Source organism: Pseudomonas sp. NPDC098747 (assembly GCF_044760045.1).
GTDB lineage: Bacteria > Pseudomonadota > Gammaproteobacteria > Pseudomonadales > Pseudomonadaceae > Aquipseudomonas.
Window position 1 is genome coordinate 40427 of sequence record NZ_JBIWAL010000020.1, and the last position, 14932, is coordinate 55358.

Below are 14932 nucleotides of genomic sequence, written 5' to 3' on the forward strand. Positions count from 1 at the left end.
CAGGGATTATGTGCACACTGCAAAACCCTGTGGGAGCGAGCTTGCTCGCGAAGACGTCGTGTCAGTCAGCTCATACTTCACTGACACACCCTATTCGCGAGCAAGCTCGCTCCCACAGGTTTTGATGTCGTACACAGAGGCTGCGATCATGCCCTTGCGACACTGGATCTGTGCAGGAGTCAGTGGCCGAGCAATTCGACCAAGGCCAATGCGCCCTTCTGTAGCGGCTGGCTCTTGAGCCACACCGCGTGTACCGGCAGCACCAGACCGTTCTCGATGTTGCGAAAATTCAGCCGCTTCAAGCGCCCCGAATCGAGCCGCGACTGCACCACCGACAGCGGAAAATTGCCCCAGCCCAATCCCGCCTCGACCATTTCCATCGCTGTTTCCAGCGTATCGGTGCGCCAATGAGATTCAGCCACCAACGGCCGGGTTTCGCTGATCGGCAAGTCACGGCTGGCAACGAAGATTTGTCTTACATGCACCAGGTCTTCCAGAAACAAATCCTGCCCCTGCAACAGCGGACTGTCCGCCGCCAGCGTAGCGATCATCCGTTCGCTGCCGACAAACTGAAAGCGTTCCAGCACGTTCATGCTCAACCCGGCGAACGCCAGGCACAAACTGACGCGGCCGCTGTGCAGCATCGCCAGCACATCATCCTGCGGCGCCGTCAGTACTTCGATGTCGAGCAGCGGATGGCGCTCGGCAATCTCCTTGAGCGCCGCCAGCAAACGCCGACGGTCGATGTCGGCGACCACGCCGATCGACAACTTGCTCTCCAACCCCAACGACAACTCCACCGCGTGCACTTGCAGTTGCTTGAGCTGCCCGGCAATCAGCCTCGCGTGCGGGACCAATGAAAGCGCCATCGCCGTCGGTTGCGGTTCGCGATGGCTGCGATCAAACAGCGAATAACCGAGTTCGGCTTCAAGGTTGCCGATGCCCATGCTCACTGCAGACGGGACTTTGCCCAACGCGCGGGCGGCGGCGGAAAAAGAACCGCGTTCAATCACCGCGAGGAACAGTTCAATGCTGTCGCTGTTGAAATTCAATGGATCAACCTATCAATAGAATTGAAAGCTTCTGACTTTTTCTGTCAACCCTATTGAAGCTATCTTTCGCCGCCTCCGCCAGTCCCGCTGGCCAACAAATGGCAAGAAAGAGGCAAATCTGCATGCAAGGCGTCAAACGCAAACTGGTCTATGTGTCGCTCTACGAAGTGATCGGCATGACCTTCTCCGCCCTCGGTCTGGCGCTGTTGTCGGGCACCTCACCGGGCAGCACAGGGCCGTTGGCAGTGATCATCACGACCATCGCCGTCACCTGGAATTTCATCTATACCTCGATGTTCGAGCACTGGGAAAGCCGCCAGCCGTCGCGCACACGCACCGTGAAACGGCGTATCGCCCACGCAATCGGTTTTCAACTGACGTTGATTGTGTTCCTGATTCCGTTGATCGCCTGGTGGATGAACATCAGTCTGGTGCAGGCGTTCCTGCTGGATCTGGCGCTGATCATCTTCATCCCTTGCTACACGTTTGCGTTCAACTGGCTGTTTGATCGGGTGTTTGGTCTGCCCGCTTCGGCGTTGCCGGACTCTGCTGCTGCGGCGTAAATCGTCAGCCACTGCAGCGACGTCAAGGACAGGCGCCAAGATGGCCGACAAGTTTCTGGCTGCACTTTGAACCGCTGAATACATAGCAACCAATGTGGGAGCGAGCTTGCTCGCGAAGGCGACGTTACATTCAACATCAAAGTTGATTGATCCACCGCTTTCGCGAGCAAGCTCGCTCCCACAGGGTTATGGGGTGATCAGGCTTATATCAGTTAAGTTGCAGGGTCTCATTGAACTGGCTGATCGCATCCACCACATGCCGCGAGCCCTGCTGGATTTCCAGAATCACCTCCCCCGCCTCGTTCGCCAGTTCCACCCCGAGCCCGGTACGGCTCAAACTTGATTGCATGCTCGACACGGCACTCAACGACAAGTCGTGGTTCTTGCGCACCACCTCGACAATCTCCAGAGTCGCCTGACTGGTGCGAGCTGCCAGGCTGCGCACCTCATCCGCAACCACCGCAAAACCCCGCCCGTGTTCGCCGGCCCGCGCCGCTTCGATGGCCGCGTTGAGCGCCAACAAATTGGTCTGATCGGCAATCCCGCGTATGGTCTGGACGATGGTGCCGATGATGTCCGACTGCTTGCTGACCGCATCAATGCTGACCGCCGCTTCGTTGAGGTCGCGGGAAATGTCCTGAATGATCTGCACCGTTTGCTGCACGACTTGTGAGCCTTTTTGCGCGCAGGCGTCGTTTTGTACCGAGGTGCTGTGGGCCGATTCCGCGGCGTTCTGCAACGTGGTCATCTGGTGGGTGATGTCGCTGGCGAACTTGACCACTTTGTACAAGCGTCCCTTGGCGTCGAACAACGGGTTGTACGAGGCTTCCAGGTAAACCATTTGCCCGGACTTGTTCTTGCGTTCGAAGCGATGAGAGTGATATTCGCCGCGATTGAGCGAAGCCCAGAATGCCTTGTACTGCGCCGATTCGGCATCGGCCCGATGGCAAAACATACTGTGGTGGTGGCCGACCACTTCGTTGAGCGCGTACTGCGTGGTCTTGAGGAAATTTTCATTGGCGGCAATCACATTGCCCTCTGGCGTGAACTCGATCACCGCCATCGAGCGACTGATCGCCGCCAGCATGCTTTCCTCTTCATGCTCCTTGTTGATCCGCGCGGTAATGTCCGAGGCGACTTTGATCACGCTTTTTACTTGATTGTCCGCGCCATAGACCGGCATGTAACTGGCTTCGAGCCAGACTTCCTTGCCGCTCTTGTTCAAGCGCAGGAACGTCCCGCTGATCGGCTCCCCCCGAGCCAGGTCACGCCACAACTTCGCGTACTCCTCGCTGCGGTAGAACGCCTCTTCGCAAAAGATCCGGTGATGTTTGCCACGCACTTCTTCGGCACCGTAACCCATGGTCTTGCAGAAGTTTTCATTGGCATCCAGGACGATGCCATCGGGGCTGAACTCGATCATCGCCATTGAACGGCTGATCGCTGCCAACTTGGCGTTGGCCTCAGTCAGAGCACAGCTAAAGCGCTCGATTTCCTGCAGATCAGCCTTGTGATGTAGGTTGAACATGGTTGTATCACCTTCCGCGCGTTCTTTTGATTTGATGAAAGTTCAGGTCTTTCAGAATCCACCACTACGTTCCATAGAACAGGCACACGCCTTCCTCCACGAGAGGAAGTTGTCAGGTGATAAATGATGATCAATCGGAACGTCCATGCAGCAACGCTCTAATCAAGACATCCTTCTCTTGATAGCCCGCACGCGGGCCAGCCCTAACGTGTTGAAGAAAGTCCATTTAAATGACGCTCCTTGTTGGTTCAGTGTCGGTGCCTCGGATTGCGCACTCTGGCAGCATGAATCACGGACTAACCTCATGTACTCGACATGCTTTGGCATGACGATCGACATAGTTAGTTAGGTGTCAGCATAGCCAGCGCAAAGGCTAGCGCAAGGCCACTAGTCGGCCAGTATCTGGCACTTTTTGCACAAGAAACGGTTCAGCAGAAAACTAAACGTCTTCAGCGGGAGACTTTGTTTACAACGGCGGGGATGAGTCTTGCAGATTATTTTCTGTTTAAGGCAGGAGCCCGAGAACCGGGCTCCTGAGGGGACGTGATCAGTGGCCGAAGACGTCGACCTTCTTGGCTTTTTTCTCCGCACGTTTTTCAATGGCGGTCTTGGCCGGTTTCTTCTTCGCGGCTTTCTTTGAATCCATACCTTTGGACATGTCAAATACTCCACTCACAGGGCTGTAGGCTCAGGTATACACCTATCCCGTGACGCACGTTCTTTTATAATCGCCGCAACACTCACCGCCAGTCAGATCCCATGCCCGATACCCAGTACAGCCTGCTCGATGAATCGTTATGGCCGTTGATGAACAAGTTTTACCGCAGCCACCAATCCTCGATGAAAGCCGTGCGCGAGGCGCAGTTGTGGGTGGCCCGGCGCGGCGACATTATGGCTGCGTTGTGTTTAAGGCCGGTGGCGGGTGGACATTGGTTGACGGGGTTGTTTGTTGATCCGGGGTGCCGCGAGCAGGGAATTGCCGCGCAATTGATCAACGTTGCGGTGAAGGATGTGACGGAGCCAGTGTGGCTGTTCTGCCATCCGGATTTACGCGAGTTTTATGAGCGACGCGGGTTCAGTGTCGACCCTGCCCTGCCCCAGGCAATGGCGGAACGGTTGAGCCGGTATGCGCGGAGCAAGCCGATGATTGCGATGGGGTTGGAACCACGTTCCATCTGAAAAAATGGAGATACCTGTCGGAGCGGGCTTGCCCGCGATAGCGATTTGTCTGACAACATCCAGGTTGAATGTGCCGGCCTCATCGCGGGCAAGCCCGCTCCCACAGGGATTGGCGGTGTTCGGAGAGTCAGTCGTCTGCGGTTGGATCAAGGTCCGGAAACATCACTTCGGTGAAGCCGAACTTGCTGAAATCGGTAATCCGCGATGGGTACAGCCGGCCGATCAAATGGTCGCATTCATGCTGCACCACCCGTGCGTGGAAACCTGAAGCGACTCGCACAATCGGCTCGCCCTTCGGATCAAAGCCTTCGTAGCGAATCTGCTGAAAGCGATCCACCGCGCCACGTAAACCGGGCACCGACAAGCAGCCTTCAAAGCCTTCTTCCGTCAACGTATTGAGCGGCGTGATCAGCGGGTTGATCAGGATGGTCTGCGGCACTGCTTCAGCGTCCGGGTAACGTTCGCTGTGCTCGAAACCAAAGATCACCAGTTGCAGATCGACACCGACCTGCGGCGCAGCAAGGCCGACGCCACCAACGCTTTCCATGGTCTGGAACATGTCGTCGATCAGTTGCCACAGCTCAGGGCTGTCGAACATTTCGGGCGGAACCGGCGGCGCGATACGCAGCAGGCGTTCGTCGCCCATTTTGAGGATTTCACGAATCATGGTCAGGCTTCATCAGTGTCCGGCTTGATCGAGTGATCGCGACCCAGGCCCGAGACGTGTTGTTTGGGATGTTCATCGAGTTCGCCGGGGACTTTCTCGCCCGCATCCTTGCCCTCGCTGGACATGTGCTCGATCACCGCATTCATCTCCGCACCGAGCAGCAACACCGCCGCGGAAATGTAGAAGTACAGCAACAGCACAATGATCGCCCCGATGCTGCCATACATCGCGTTGTAGTTGGCGAAGGTTTTGACGTAGAACGCAAAACCCAGCGAGGCGATGATCCACACCACCACGGCCAATACCGAACCCGGGGTGATGAAGCGAAATTCCTGTTTGACGTCCGGCATCACGTAATAGATCAGCGCCACGGCGACCATCATCAGAATCACGATGACCGGCCAGCGCGCGATGGTCCATAGGGTGACGATAAATTCTTCCATACCCACCTGCGCGGCGATCCAGCCCATCACCTGTGGCCCGAGCACCATAAGCGCCGCCGCCACCAGCAACATGCCGGCAATGCCGACGGTGTAGATAATTGATAGCGGGAAGCGCTTCCAGACGGGTCGGCCTTCAACTACATCGTAGGCGGCGTTCATCGCGCTCATCATCAGGCGCACGCCCGCAGACGCGGTGTACAGCGCAATGACGATACCTACCGACAACAAGCCGCCCTTGGACTGCTGCAACTGATCGATCACCGGATTGACCTGCTCCAGCGCTTGCGGCGGCAGCACAAGCTCCGATTGCAGGCGCAGCCAAGAGAAGAAGTCCGGCAGGTGCAGGAAACCGATCAGGGCAATCAGAAACAGGATGAACGGGAATAGCGAGAACAGCATCTGGTAGGCCAGTGCCGAGGCGTAGGTCGACATCTCGTCGTCAATGAATTCAGTGACCGTGCGCACCATCACCCGGTGCAGGGGCAGACCTTTCATGTCTGGAAAAATCATTCGCGTCTCCTTTCGCCGCAGTACAGGTTGAAGTCGTGGCGACTCAGGGGCCGTTTTTTACATCACGGTAGCCTACTTGGCGACCCTTAATGGGGTAACCGTTGGGTTTATGACACAAAAACGGCCATCCTTGGATGGCCGTTCGTGTCTTTCGTTCAAGGACGGTTTACGCCTTGTCGATTGTTTTCTTCACTGCATCTTTGGCTTTGCCAACCGCTTGCTGGGCTTCGCCTTTTTTCTCTTGAACCTTGCCTTCGGCTTGCAGCCTGTCATTGTCGGTGGCTTTACCGACGCCTTGCTTGACGTTGCCGACCGCTTCGTTGGCCATGCCTTTCACTTTATCGCCTGTGCTACTCATGGTGTTTCTCCTTGGTGCAATTAGGGGGAAAGTCAGTACGTAAAGATTGACTGGCCGCGTTTGCGCCAAGTTTCATTTATTTTTAGCGGCTGATTTCGTCGCGGCGTGCAGGTTAGGCTTTATGTTTGCTCGCCCAGCCCCGAGAATGCGCACCTATGGGCGCCGTGCGCCAGATAACCGATCCCGCAGGAATGTTATGAAACTCGATAAAAAGCTGGCCATTGCCCGTAGAAACCAGGAACTGGGCGGCGCCGTGCTCGGCACCAACAACTGCCACTTCGCCGAACTGAACCGTAACCGCAACATCTGGTGGTTCGACCTGCCGGTGGCGCGTCTGGCCGTCGGTCAGTACGAGTGGATTCACTTGCTGATGCACACGCCGGATACCGACGAACTGCTACACCTGAAAGTGCCGACGGTGTTTCTGCGTGAAAAACTCGAAGGGCTGGTGATTCGCAATGAAGGCAAGCGCAAGGCTGCGTTGAGCCTGGAGCTGAGTGCGGACAAGGATTCGTATCTGCAGGACATGCGTCCGGCGGGGACCAATGTGAATTTCGCACCGTTTCGTCAGTGAGATTGGGGGGCGCCCTTTTCCCTCACCCTAGCCCTCTCCCATTGGGAGAGGGGACTGACCGGGTTGTTCATGTGAAGTACACCGACCTGATTTACCGAGTCGAGCTCCGAATCTGAACAGCATGGAGATCGGCCCCCTTTCCCCCTCTCCCATTGGGAGAGGGCTGGGGTGAGGGGCTGGCTTTAAGTGACAACATATTTCTTAAGCCGAATCCTTCCGCAACAAAAAGCCCCGCATCTGCGGGGCTTTTTGTTTATGCGGCGTTCTTCGCCTTGATCTTTTTCAGCTCTTCGTCGCGCAATTCGCGGCGCAGGATCTTGCCGACGTTGGTGGTCGGCAGCGCATCGCGGAACTCCACCGAACGCGGCACCTTGTAACCGGTGACGTTGGCGCGCATGTGCTCCATCACTTGTTCTTTGGTCAGCGTCACACCAGGCTTGGCGACGATGAAGATTTTGATCGCCTCGCCCGACTTCTCGTCCGGCACGCCGATGGCCGCACACTGCAACACGCCCGGCAGGGTCGCCAGCACATCTTCCAGTTCGTTCGGGTAGACGTTGAAACCTGAGACCAGAATCATGTCTTTCTTGCGATCGACAATGCGCATGTAACCATCCGGCTGGATCAGCGCAATGTCACCGGTCTTCAGCCAACCGTCACTGTCGAGCATCTCATCGGTGGCTTCCTGACGCTGCCAATAGCCCTTCATCACCTGCGGACCTTTGACGCACAGTTCGCCGATTTCACCCAGCGGTTGCTCGACACCGGCATCGTCGATGACTTTGCACAGGGTCGAAGGCACAGGAATGCCGATGGTGCCGATCTGAATGTGCTGGATCGGATTGACCGTGGCCACCGGACTGGTTTCGGTCATGCCGTAGCCTTCGCAGATGGAGCAACCGGTGACCGCTTTCCAGCGCTCAGCGGCGGCCAATTGCAGGGCCATGCCGCCGGACAAGGTGACTTTCAGCGCCGAGAAATCCAGCTTGCGGAAAGCTTCGTTGTTGCACAGCGCGACGAACAGCGTATTCAGGCCGACGAAACCGCTGAACTTCCATTTCGACAGCTCCTTGACCATCGCCGGCAGGTCGCGCGGGTTGCTGATCAGGATGTTGTGGTTGCCGATCAGCATCATCGCCATGCAATGAAAGGTGAACGCATAGATGTGGTACAGCGGCAGCGGCGTGATCAGGATCTCGCAACCTTCATTAAGGTTGGAACCCATCAGCGCCTTGCATTGCAGCATGTTGGCGACGAGGTTGCGGTGGGTCAGCATCGCGCCTTTGGCCACGCCGGTGGTGCCGCCGGTGTATTGCAGCACCGCGACATCACCGCTGTCCGGGTTGGCTTCAGCCACAGGCTGACCCTGGCCCTTGCTCAGGACGTCGTTGAACTTGACGGCTTTTGGCAGGTGATAAGCCGGGACCATTTTCTTCACGTACTTGATGACGCTGTTGATCAGCAAGCGTTTGATCGGCGGCAGCAGGTCGGCTACTTCGGTGATGATGACGTGTTTGACGCCTGTTTTCGGCACCACGGCTTCGGCCAGGTGCGCCATGTTCGCCAGGCACACCAGTGCTTTGGCACCGGAGTCATTGAATTGGTGTTCCATTTCCCGCGTGGTGTACAGCGGGTTGGTGTTGACCACAATCAGCCCGGCGCGGATCGCACCGAAGACGGCCACCGGGTACTGTAGAACGTTGGGCAGTTGCACGGCGATTCGATCACCGGGCTGCAAATCGGTATGCTGTTGCAGATACGCAGCAAACGCACCGGACAATTCGTACAATTCACCGTAGGTGATTGTCTTGCCCAGGTTGCTGAAAGCCGGTTTGTCGGCGAAGCGTTGGCAGGACTGCTTCAACACTGCCTGAATGTTCGGATACTCGTCTGGATTGATCTCGGCAGCAATTCCAGCCGGGTACTTATCCTTCCAAAAGTCTTCGATCATGGAAGCCCACTCCTCAGCAACGCGAATTCTTCACCGCATTTGATGCGATTATTATTGGTGTGTGTTTTGTATTGGTGAATCTGGCTTTTATATAGGCCGAGAAGTCACAAAGCGCGCCGAGAGTAGCAGCTTTGCCGAGGGTCGACTAGAGCCAAAAACGGCCCCTACAGTCACATTGATGACTCAAGACTTTCTAGCAGTCATTTTAGAGCAAAAATCCTAGACCGCCGTGAAAACCCCTGTTTTCGGGGGACATCAAACAAAAATTCGCGAGCAAGCTCGCTCCCACAAGGACTACATCGATCTCTGTGGGAGCGAGCTTGCTCGCGAATGCGCGAAGCGCTGCTTTTTATGCTTCAGCGATATCGCGCAACTCACGCCGCAGAATTTTCCCGACAGGCGTCATCGGCAACGATTCACGCAACACAATGTGCTTGGGCACTTTGTACGCGGTGAAATTCTCTTTGCAGTAGGCCTTCAGTTCCTCAAGGCTGATCCCGGTTTCCCGCGCCACCACGAACAACTTCACCGCCTCGCCCGAACGCTCGTCCGGCACACCGATCACCGCGCAGTTGGCGACTTTCGGGTGGGCCATGACCACGTCTTCGATCTCATTCGGATACACGTTGAAACCGGAGACAATGATCATGTCTTTCTTGCGATCGACGATACGCACGAAGCCGTCCGGGTCGATGACCGCGATGTCGCCGGACTTGAACCAGCCGTCAGCATCCAGTACTTCAGCGGTAGCTTCGGGTTTGTTCCAGTAGCCCTTCATGATCTGCGGGCCTTTGATGCACAACTCGCCACGCTCGCCCATCGGCTGCTCGACGCCGTCATCGTTGATCACTTTCAACAGCGTGCCCGGCACTGGCAAGCCGACAGTGCCCAGACGCGACTGGTCGCCGTACGGATTGGTGCACGCAACCGGCGAGGTTTCGGTCAAGCCGTAACCTTCGGTGATGCGGCAACCGGTGATCTGCTCCCACCGTTCGGCCGTCGCCTTCACCAACGCCGTGCCGCCGGAGTTGGTCAGTTTCAGTGTGGAGAAGTCCAGGGTCTTGAAATCCGGATGCTCCATCAACGCGACAAACAGGGTGTTGAGCCCCAGCAGCGCCGAAAATTTCCAGTTCTTCAGTTCCTTGATGAACCCGGCAATGTCCCGTGGATTGGTGATCAGTACGTTATGGTTGCCGGACACCATCATGCACATGCAATTCGCGGTGAATGCATAGATATGGTACAGCGGCAGCGGCGCGATCATCACTTCCTGGCCTTCGCGCAACAGTGGCTGACCATCAGGACCGAGTTGCGCAAGGCAGGCACGCACTTGCTGCATGTTCGCTACTAGATTGCCATGGGTGAGCATGGCACCCTTGGCCAGCCCGGTGGTGCCGCCGGTGTATTGCAGCACAGCGATGTCGTCGAGAATGACCGTCAACGGCTTAATGCCCAGGCCGCGCCCCATGCGCAGTGCGCTCTTGAAGGAGATCGCCTGCGGCAGCGAATACGCCGGGACCATTTTCTTCACCTTGCTGACCACGGTGTTGACCAGCCAGCCTTTGGCAGTGGGCATCAGGTCGCCCATCTTCGCTTCGATCAGGTATTGGATGTCAGTGTCGGGTAGCACTTCCTGGACTTTCTGGCCGAACATGTTCAGGTAGACCAACGCCCGCGCGCCGGAATCCTTGAACTGGTGGCGCATCTCCCGTGCGGTATACAACGGGTTGGTGTTGACCACGATCAGCCCGGCGCGCAACGCACCGAACACGGCAATCGGGTAATGCAGGACGTTGGGCATCTGCACCGCAATGCGATCCCCCGGCACCAGATCGGTATGCGCTTGCAGGTATCCAGCGAAGGCCGCGCTCTGACGCTCAAGCTCAGCGTAGGTCAGGGTCACGCCCATGTTGCTGAACGCCGGGCGATCCGCGAACTTCTTGCAGGAACGCTCGAACACCTCGATCACCGACTTGAACTCGCCCATGTCGATGTCCAGCGGTACGCCGGCGGGGCGTTTGTCATTCCAGAAATCAGGTTGCATTGTTCTTGTCCTCTTTACCTGAGCCGATCCGGGCCGCTTTCTGTCATTTCTGAAAAAGCGGAGCTTCACGGACACTAGCAGTTATGGCCATTGAGGCAAATATGGGCGAGGTCCTCATTGATCGTGTGAATCTTCGTGCCGTGGCGTGGGCTGATCAGACGCGCTATACAATGTGCCGACTCTGAGCAAAGGAATCGCCATGACCCACGACACCCTATGGCTGGACGCGAGTGACCGCAGCCGCCTGTACGTCAATCGCTGGCTGCCGCTCGCCCCGCTCAAAGCGGTGATCCTGCTGGCCCATGGCATGGCAGAACACAGCGCTCGATACGCCCGATTAGCCGACACGTTTTGCGACAAAGGCTATGGCGTATACGCACCGGACCTGCGTGGACATGGCAAAACCGCCGATAACGGCACCCTCGGACATTTCGCCGATGACGACGGCTGGCGCAAAGTCGTCGGTGATCTGGCCAGCCTCAACCAGCACATCGGCCAGCAACATCCCGGGGTGCCGATCATCCTGCTCGGCCACAGCATGGGCAGCTACCTCGCCCAGGGTTATCTGCTGCACCACAGCGCCAGCCTGCACGGGGCGATTCTCAGTGGCTCGAATTTCCAACCGGTGGCGCTCTACGGCGCCGCGCGGCAGATCGCCCGCTTGGAAAAACTGCGCCAGGGTGGCAAGGGTCGCAGCGCGCTGATCGAGTGGTTGTCGTTTGGCTCGTTCAACAAAAAATTCAAACCGGTGCGCACACCGTTCGATTGGCTGAGCCGCGATCCGGCCGAAGTCGACATGTACGCCAGCGACCCGCTGTGCGGCTTTCGCTGCACCAATCAGCTGTGGATCGACTTGCTTGGCGGCTTGCAGCAAATCAGCAAAGCGTCCAATCTCGCCCAGATCGCTGCGGGCCTGCCGTTGCTGGTAATCGGTGGCGAATGTGATCCGGTGAGCGATGGCAAACGTCTGAAAGATCTGGCTGATGCATTGCGCTCGGCCGGCAGCCAGAACCTGCAACTGAAGATCTACCCGCAGGCGCGGCACGAATTGTTCAACGAAACCAATCGCGACGAAGTGATCGCCGATGTGCTGGCCTGGATCGACCAGGCCCTGAGCCATCCGCGCCCTCAACGCAGCGAATAATTTTTTGTGGATTTATTTAATCCGTCACAGGAATCAAGACCGATGACCCAGGTTACCAACATCCCTTACGAAGCCCTCGAAGTCGGCCAGACCGCCAGCTACAGCAAGACTGTCGAAGAGCGCGATATTCAGTTGTTCGCCGCGATGTCGGGCGATCACAACCCGGTGCACCTGGACGCCGAATTCGCCGCCGCCAGCATGTTCAAGGAGCGTATCGCCCACGGCATGTTCAGCGGCGCGTTGATCAGTGCAGCGGTGGCTTGCGAAATGCCCGGACCGGGCACTATTTATATCGGTCAGCAGATGAGCTTTCAGAAGCCAGTGAAGATTGGCGACACCTTGACTGTACGTCTGGAAATTCTCGAGAAGCTGCCGAAGTTCCGCGTGCGCATTGCCACTCGCGTGTTCAACCAGCGTGATGAGTTGGTGGTCGATGGCGAGGCCGAGATTCTCGCGCCGCGCAAGCAGCAGACGGTGACGTTGCCGACGTTACCGGCGATCAGCATTGGCTGATTGATTGCGGGGGGGTCAGGTAGATCTTTCCCCCCTCACCCCAGCCCTCCCGAAACGTCGGACCGCCCCCAAGGGGGCGAGGGGGAAGGGGAGCCGATCTTCATGCGATTCTAATCCTGAGTTCAACTCGATCATTCAGGTCGATGTATAGCGGAAGATACCTCGGTCAGTCCCCTCTCCCTCCGGGCGGTCCGACGTTTCGGGAGGGCTAGGGTGAGGGGCCTTTCCTCCAGACACAAAAAAACGCCAGACTAGCTGGCGTTTTTATGTGGGCTACAGACGCTTACGAGCGTGCGCGAGCCTGGTTACGCAGAGCTTTTACTTGGTCGTGAGCGCGTTGTACGCCGTGGAGCTGGCGTTCAACCAGGTCACGAATACCCACGAGGTTGTGCTTGGTGATTTTTTCCAGGGCTTCCTTGTAAGCCTTCAGTGCATGGTCTTCACCGCGCTCGGCTTCGTTAAGCACTGCCTCTTCGTCCTTGCCGGTGAAGATCGCTTTAACGTCGACCCAACGACGGTGCAGATCACCGCTGACGCTGGTGGAAGTCTCCGGATCACCGCCCAGTTCGCGCACTTTGGCTTGCAGTTCAGCGGCAGCAGTGGCGCAATCGACAGAGTGCTGTACAAACACAGCTTTCAGTTCAGGATGCTTGATGTCTTCAGCGCAAGTCTTGAACCCTTCCTGACCGTCTTTGCTGGTTTCGATCAGGTCGTTCAGTACAGAGATGGCTTCTTTATTCATGTCGGTCATTTTTCAATTCCTTGCGGGTTGATGAAAGATGCAAGGGATATTGCAGAGTGCGTGCCAGCTTTTTACCTTACATAAAATCGTTATTTATCAACAACTTAAATATAAGTGAACTATCTGTATCTCGGTAATTTGCATGATCTGTCATTTGGCCTGCATGCAGAATGCCTGTATTTTTCTTATTGTTTTAAATTCAGACGAAAACCGATGAATCCAGAAAAACTCGAACTGCTGATCACCCGTGAAATGCCCTTTGGCAAATACAAGGGCCGAATCATTGCTGACCTGCCGGGCCAATACCTGAACTGGTTTGCCCGCGAGGGATTTCCTCACGGCGAACTCGGTGGCTTGTTGGCATTGATGCAGGAGATCGACCACAACGGCCTCTCGGACTTGCTCGAACCGCTGCGCGCCAAACACGGCAAACCTGCCCCGCGCCACTGAAGCGCCCTTCTCTATCAGAGTTAAGCCGACCATGCCCGATAACACCCGCCGCGCCCGTGATGAAGCCTTCTGGCATACGTTCGGCGATCGTTACGACGCTCAACCCGGCCCTGTAAACCTGGAAAACGGTTACTTCGGGCGCATGTCGCGCACGGTGATCGAGGAGTATCAGCGCAACATCGAGATGATCAACAACAGCAACTCGGTGTACGTGCGCCAACGCTTTGAACAGCACGATAACCTCGACATTCGCGCGCAGTTGGCCGAGCTGATCGGCGTGCGCGCGCAGAGTATCGCGTTCACCCGCAACGCCACTGAAGGCCTGCAATCGCTGATTCGCAACTACAACCGCCTGAAGCCGGGCGATAAGGTGTTGATCTGCGATCTGGATTACGACACGGTCAAGGGTGCCATGCGATGGCTGGCAATGCATCGCGGCGCCGAGGTGATCGAGATTGCCCACGCGCATCCGGCCAGTTTCGACAGCCTGCTGGAGACGTATCGCGAGACGTTCATCCGCCATCCGAAGCTCAAACTGATGGCGCTGACCCATGTTACCCACCGCACCGGTCTGGTAATGCCGGTGCAGGCGATTGCCGCGCTGGCCAAGGAACATGGCGTCGATATCATCCTTGACGGCGCCCATGCGCTGGGCCAGCTCGAATTCGATCTTGAAGCGATGGGCATCGCGTTCGCCGGCTATAACCTGCACAAATGGATTGGCGCACCGCTGACCCTCGGCTTTCTCTACATTGCCCCGCAACGCCTGGCCGATATCGATCCGGACATGGGCGAGATGCATTACCCGGGCAACGATATCCGTGCTCGCACGTCGTACAGCACGCCAAACATTCCGGCGCTGATGACCCTGCCGCTGGTGTTCGAGGAACACCGTTCACTCGGCGGCGCTGCTGCAAAAGGTGCGCGGCTCAATTACCTGCGAAATCTTTGGGTCAGCGCCGTGCGGCAATTGCCGGGTATCGAAGTCATGACCCCGGACGATCAACGGCTGTATTGCGGGATCACGGCGATGCGCTTCACCCGCCATGACGATCAACAACTGATGGCCGAGCGACTGTTCAATGAATACAAACTGTTCACCGTCGTGCGTACCGGTGCCGCGTGCGGGCCATGCATCCGCATCACGCCGGGGCTGACCACCACCGCCACCGACATGCAGTTACTGACCCGCGCGCTCAACGAACTGCGGTAAC

Annotated in this window: 15 protein-coding genes and 1 pseudogene; 7 read left to right on the top strand and 9 right to left on the bottom strand. The window is 57.0% G+C overall.

The annotated features are described in order from the left end of the window. Positions 1-179: 179 nt before the first annotated feature. On the bottom strand, positions 180-1052 hold the full coding sequence (locus ACIQVE_RS14570) for a LysR family transcriptional regulator (protein ID WP_402809378.1): 873 nt from the start codon (positions 1050-1052) through the stop codon (positions 180-182). A gap of 122 nt (positions 1053-1174) precedes the next feature. Between ACIQVE_RS14570 and ACIQVE_RS14575 the strand changes: the two genes are divergently transcribed. Then, positions 1175-1615 carry a PACE efflux transporter gene (locus ACIQVE_RS14575; protein WP_122589504.1) on the top strand — a complete coding sequence of 147 codons (441 nt, stop codon included), beginning with the start codon at positions 1175-1177 and terminating at the stop codon, positions 1613-1615. A 208-nt stretch (positions 1616-1823) separates the two neighbouring features. Here ACIQVE_RS14575 and ACIQVE_RS14580 read toward each other — a convergent pair whose 3' ends face one another. Together ACIQVE_RS14580 and ACIQVE_RS14585 are read right to left on the bottom strand one after the other, a co-directional pair. Continuing rightward, entirely contained in the window at positions 1824-2363 is a 540-nt protein-coding gene (locus tag ACIQVE_RS14580; RefSeq protein ID WP_224787096.1) for a methyl-accepting chemotaxis protein, read from the bottom strand. 3 nt (positions 2364-2366) lie between these two features. Beyond that, positions 2367-3143, bottom strand: a pseudogene (locus ACIQVE_RS14585) (PAS domain-containing protein); the annotation flags it as partial. A gap of 759 nt (positions 3144-3902) precedes the next feature. Between ACIQVE_RS14585 and ACIQVE_RS14590 the strand changes: the two are divergent. Further along, complete coding sequence (locus tag ACIQVE_RS14590; RefSeq protein WP_402809383.1) at positions 3903-4322, top strand: GNAT family N-acetyltransferase; 420 nt, start codon at positions 3903-3905, stop codon at positions 4320-4322. 127 nt (positions 4323-4449) lie between these two features. On the opposite strand, the gene def is transcribed toward ACIQVE_RS14590, so the two are convergent. The 3 genes from def to ACIQVE_RS14605 all read right to left on the bottom strand — a co-directional run bounded on the left by def (position 4450) and on the right by ACIQVE_RS14605 (position 6300). Continuing rightward, complete coding sequence (gene def / locus ACIQVE_RS14595; RefSeq protein ID WP_402809386.1) at positions 4450-4989, bottom strand: peptide deformylase; 540 nt, start codon at positions 4987-4989, stop codon at positions 4450-4452. Between the two features lie 2 nt (positions 4990-4991). After that, positions 4992-5942 (bottom strand): YihY/virulence factor BrkB family protein, encoded by a 951-nt coding sequence (locus tag ACIQVE_RS14600; protein WP_402809389.1) that lies wholly within the window; start codon positions 5940-5942, stop codon positions 4992-4994. Positions 5943-6108: 166 nt separating this feature from the next. Beyond that, positions 6109-6300, bottom strand: a complete 192-nt coding sequence (locus tag ACIQVE_RS14605; protein WP_402809392.1) for a CsbD family protein — start codon at positions 6298-6300, stop codon at positions 6109-6111. Positions 6301-6496: 196 nt separating this feature from the next. Between ACIQVE_RS14605 and ACIQVE_RS14610 the strand changes: the two genes are divergently transcribed. Then, positions 6497-6874, top strand: coding sequence for a hypothetical protein (locus ACIQVE_RS14610; RefSeq protein ID WP_402809395.1), 378 nt, complete (start codon positions 6497-6499; stop codon positions 6872-6874). 253 nt (positions 6875-7127) lie between these two features. Here the strand turns inward: ACIQVE_RS14610 and fadD1 are convergent, their stop codons facing one another. Together fadD1 and fadD2 are read right to left on the bottom strand one after the other, a co-directional pair. Then, positions 7128-8825, bottom strand: coding sequence for a long-chain-fatty-acid--CoA ligase FadD1 (gene fadD1 / locus ACIQVE_RS14615; protein ID WP_402809398.1), 1698 nt, complete (start codon positions 8823-8825; stop codon positions 7128-7130). A gap of 349 nt (positions 8826-9174) precedes the next feature. Further along, positions 9175-10869 carry a long-chain-fatty-acid--CoA ligase FadD2 gene (gene fadD2, locus ACIQVE_RS14620; RefSeq protein WP_402809401.1) on the bottom strand — a complete coding sequence of 565 codons (1695 nt, stop codon included), beginning with the start codon at positions 10867-10869 and terminating at the stop codon, positions 9175-9177. A 199-nt stretch (positions 10870-11068) separates the two neighbouring features. Between fadD2 and ACIQVE_RS14625 the strand changes: the two genes are divergently transcribed. Both ACIQVE_RS14625 and ACIQVE_RS14630 read left to right on the top strand, forming a co-directional pair. Next, positions 11069-12013, top strand: a complete 945-nt coding sequence (locus ACIQVE_RS14625; protein ID WP_402809404.1) for a lysophospholipase — start codon at positions 11069-11071, stop codon at positions 12011-12013. A gap of 42 nt (positions 12014-12055) precedes the next feature. Continuing rightward, positions 12056-12526, top strand: coding sequence for a MaoC family dehydratase (locus ACIQVE_RS14630; protein WP_053123003.1), 471 nt, complete (start codon positions 12056-12058; stop codon positions 12524-12526). 283 nt (positions 12527-12809) lie between these two features. Here the strand turns inward: ACIQVE_RS14630 and ACIQVE_RS14635 are convergent, their stop codons facing one another. Continuing rightward, on the bottom strand, positions 12810-13277 hold the full coding sequence (locus tag ACIQVE_RS14635) for a PA2169 family four-helix-bundle protein (protein ID WP_402809407.1): 468 nt from the start codon (positions 13275-13277) through the stop codon (positions 12810-12812). Between the two features lie 204 nt (positions 13278-13481). Between ACIQVE_RS14635 and ACIQVE_RS14640 the strand changes: the two genes are divergently transcribed. Next, positions 13482-13718, top strand: coding sequence for a DUF3820 family protein (locus ACIQVE_RS14640; RefSeq protein ID WP_010457368.1), 237 nt, complete (start codon positions 13482-13484; stop codon positions 13716-13718). A gap of 31 nt (positions 13719-13749) precedes the next feature. Further along, positions 13750-14931, top strand: coding sequence for an aminotransferase class V-fold PLP-dependent enzyme (locus tag ACIQVE_RS14645; protein ID WP_402809411.1), 1182 nt, complete (start codon positions 13750-13752; stop codon positions 14929-14931). Position 14932: the final 1 nt, after the last annotated feature.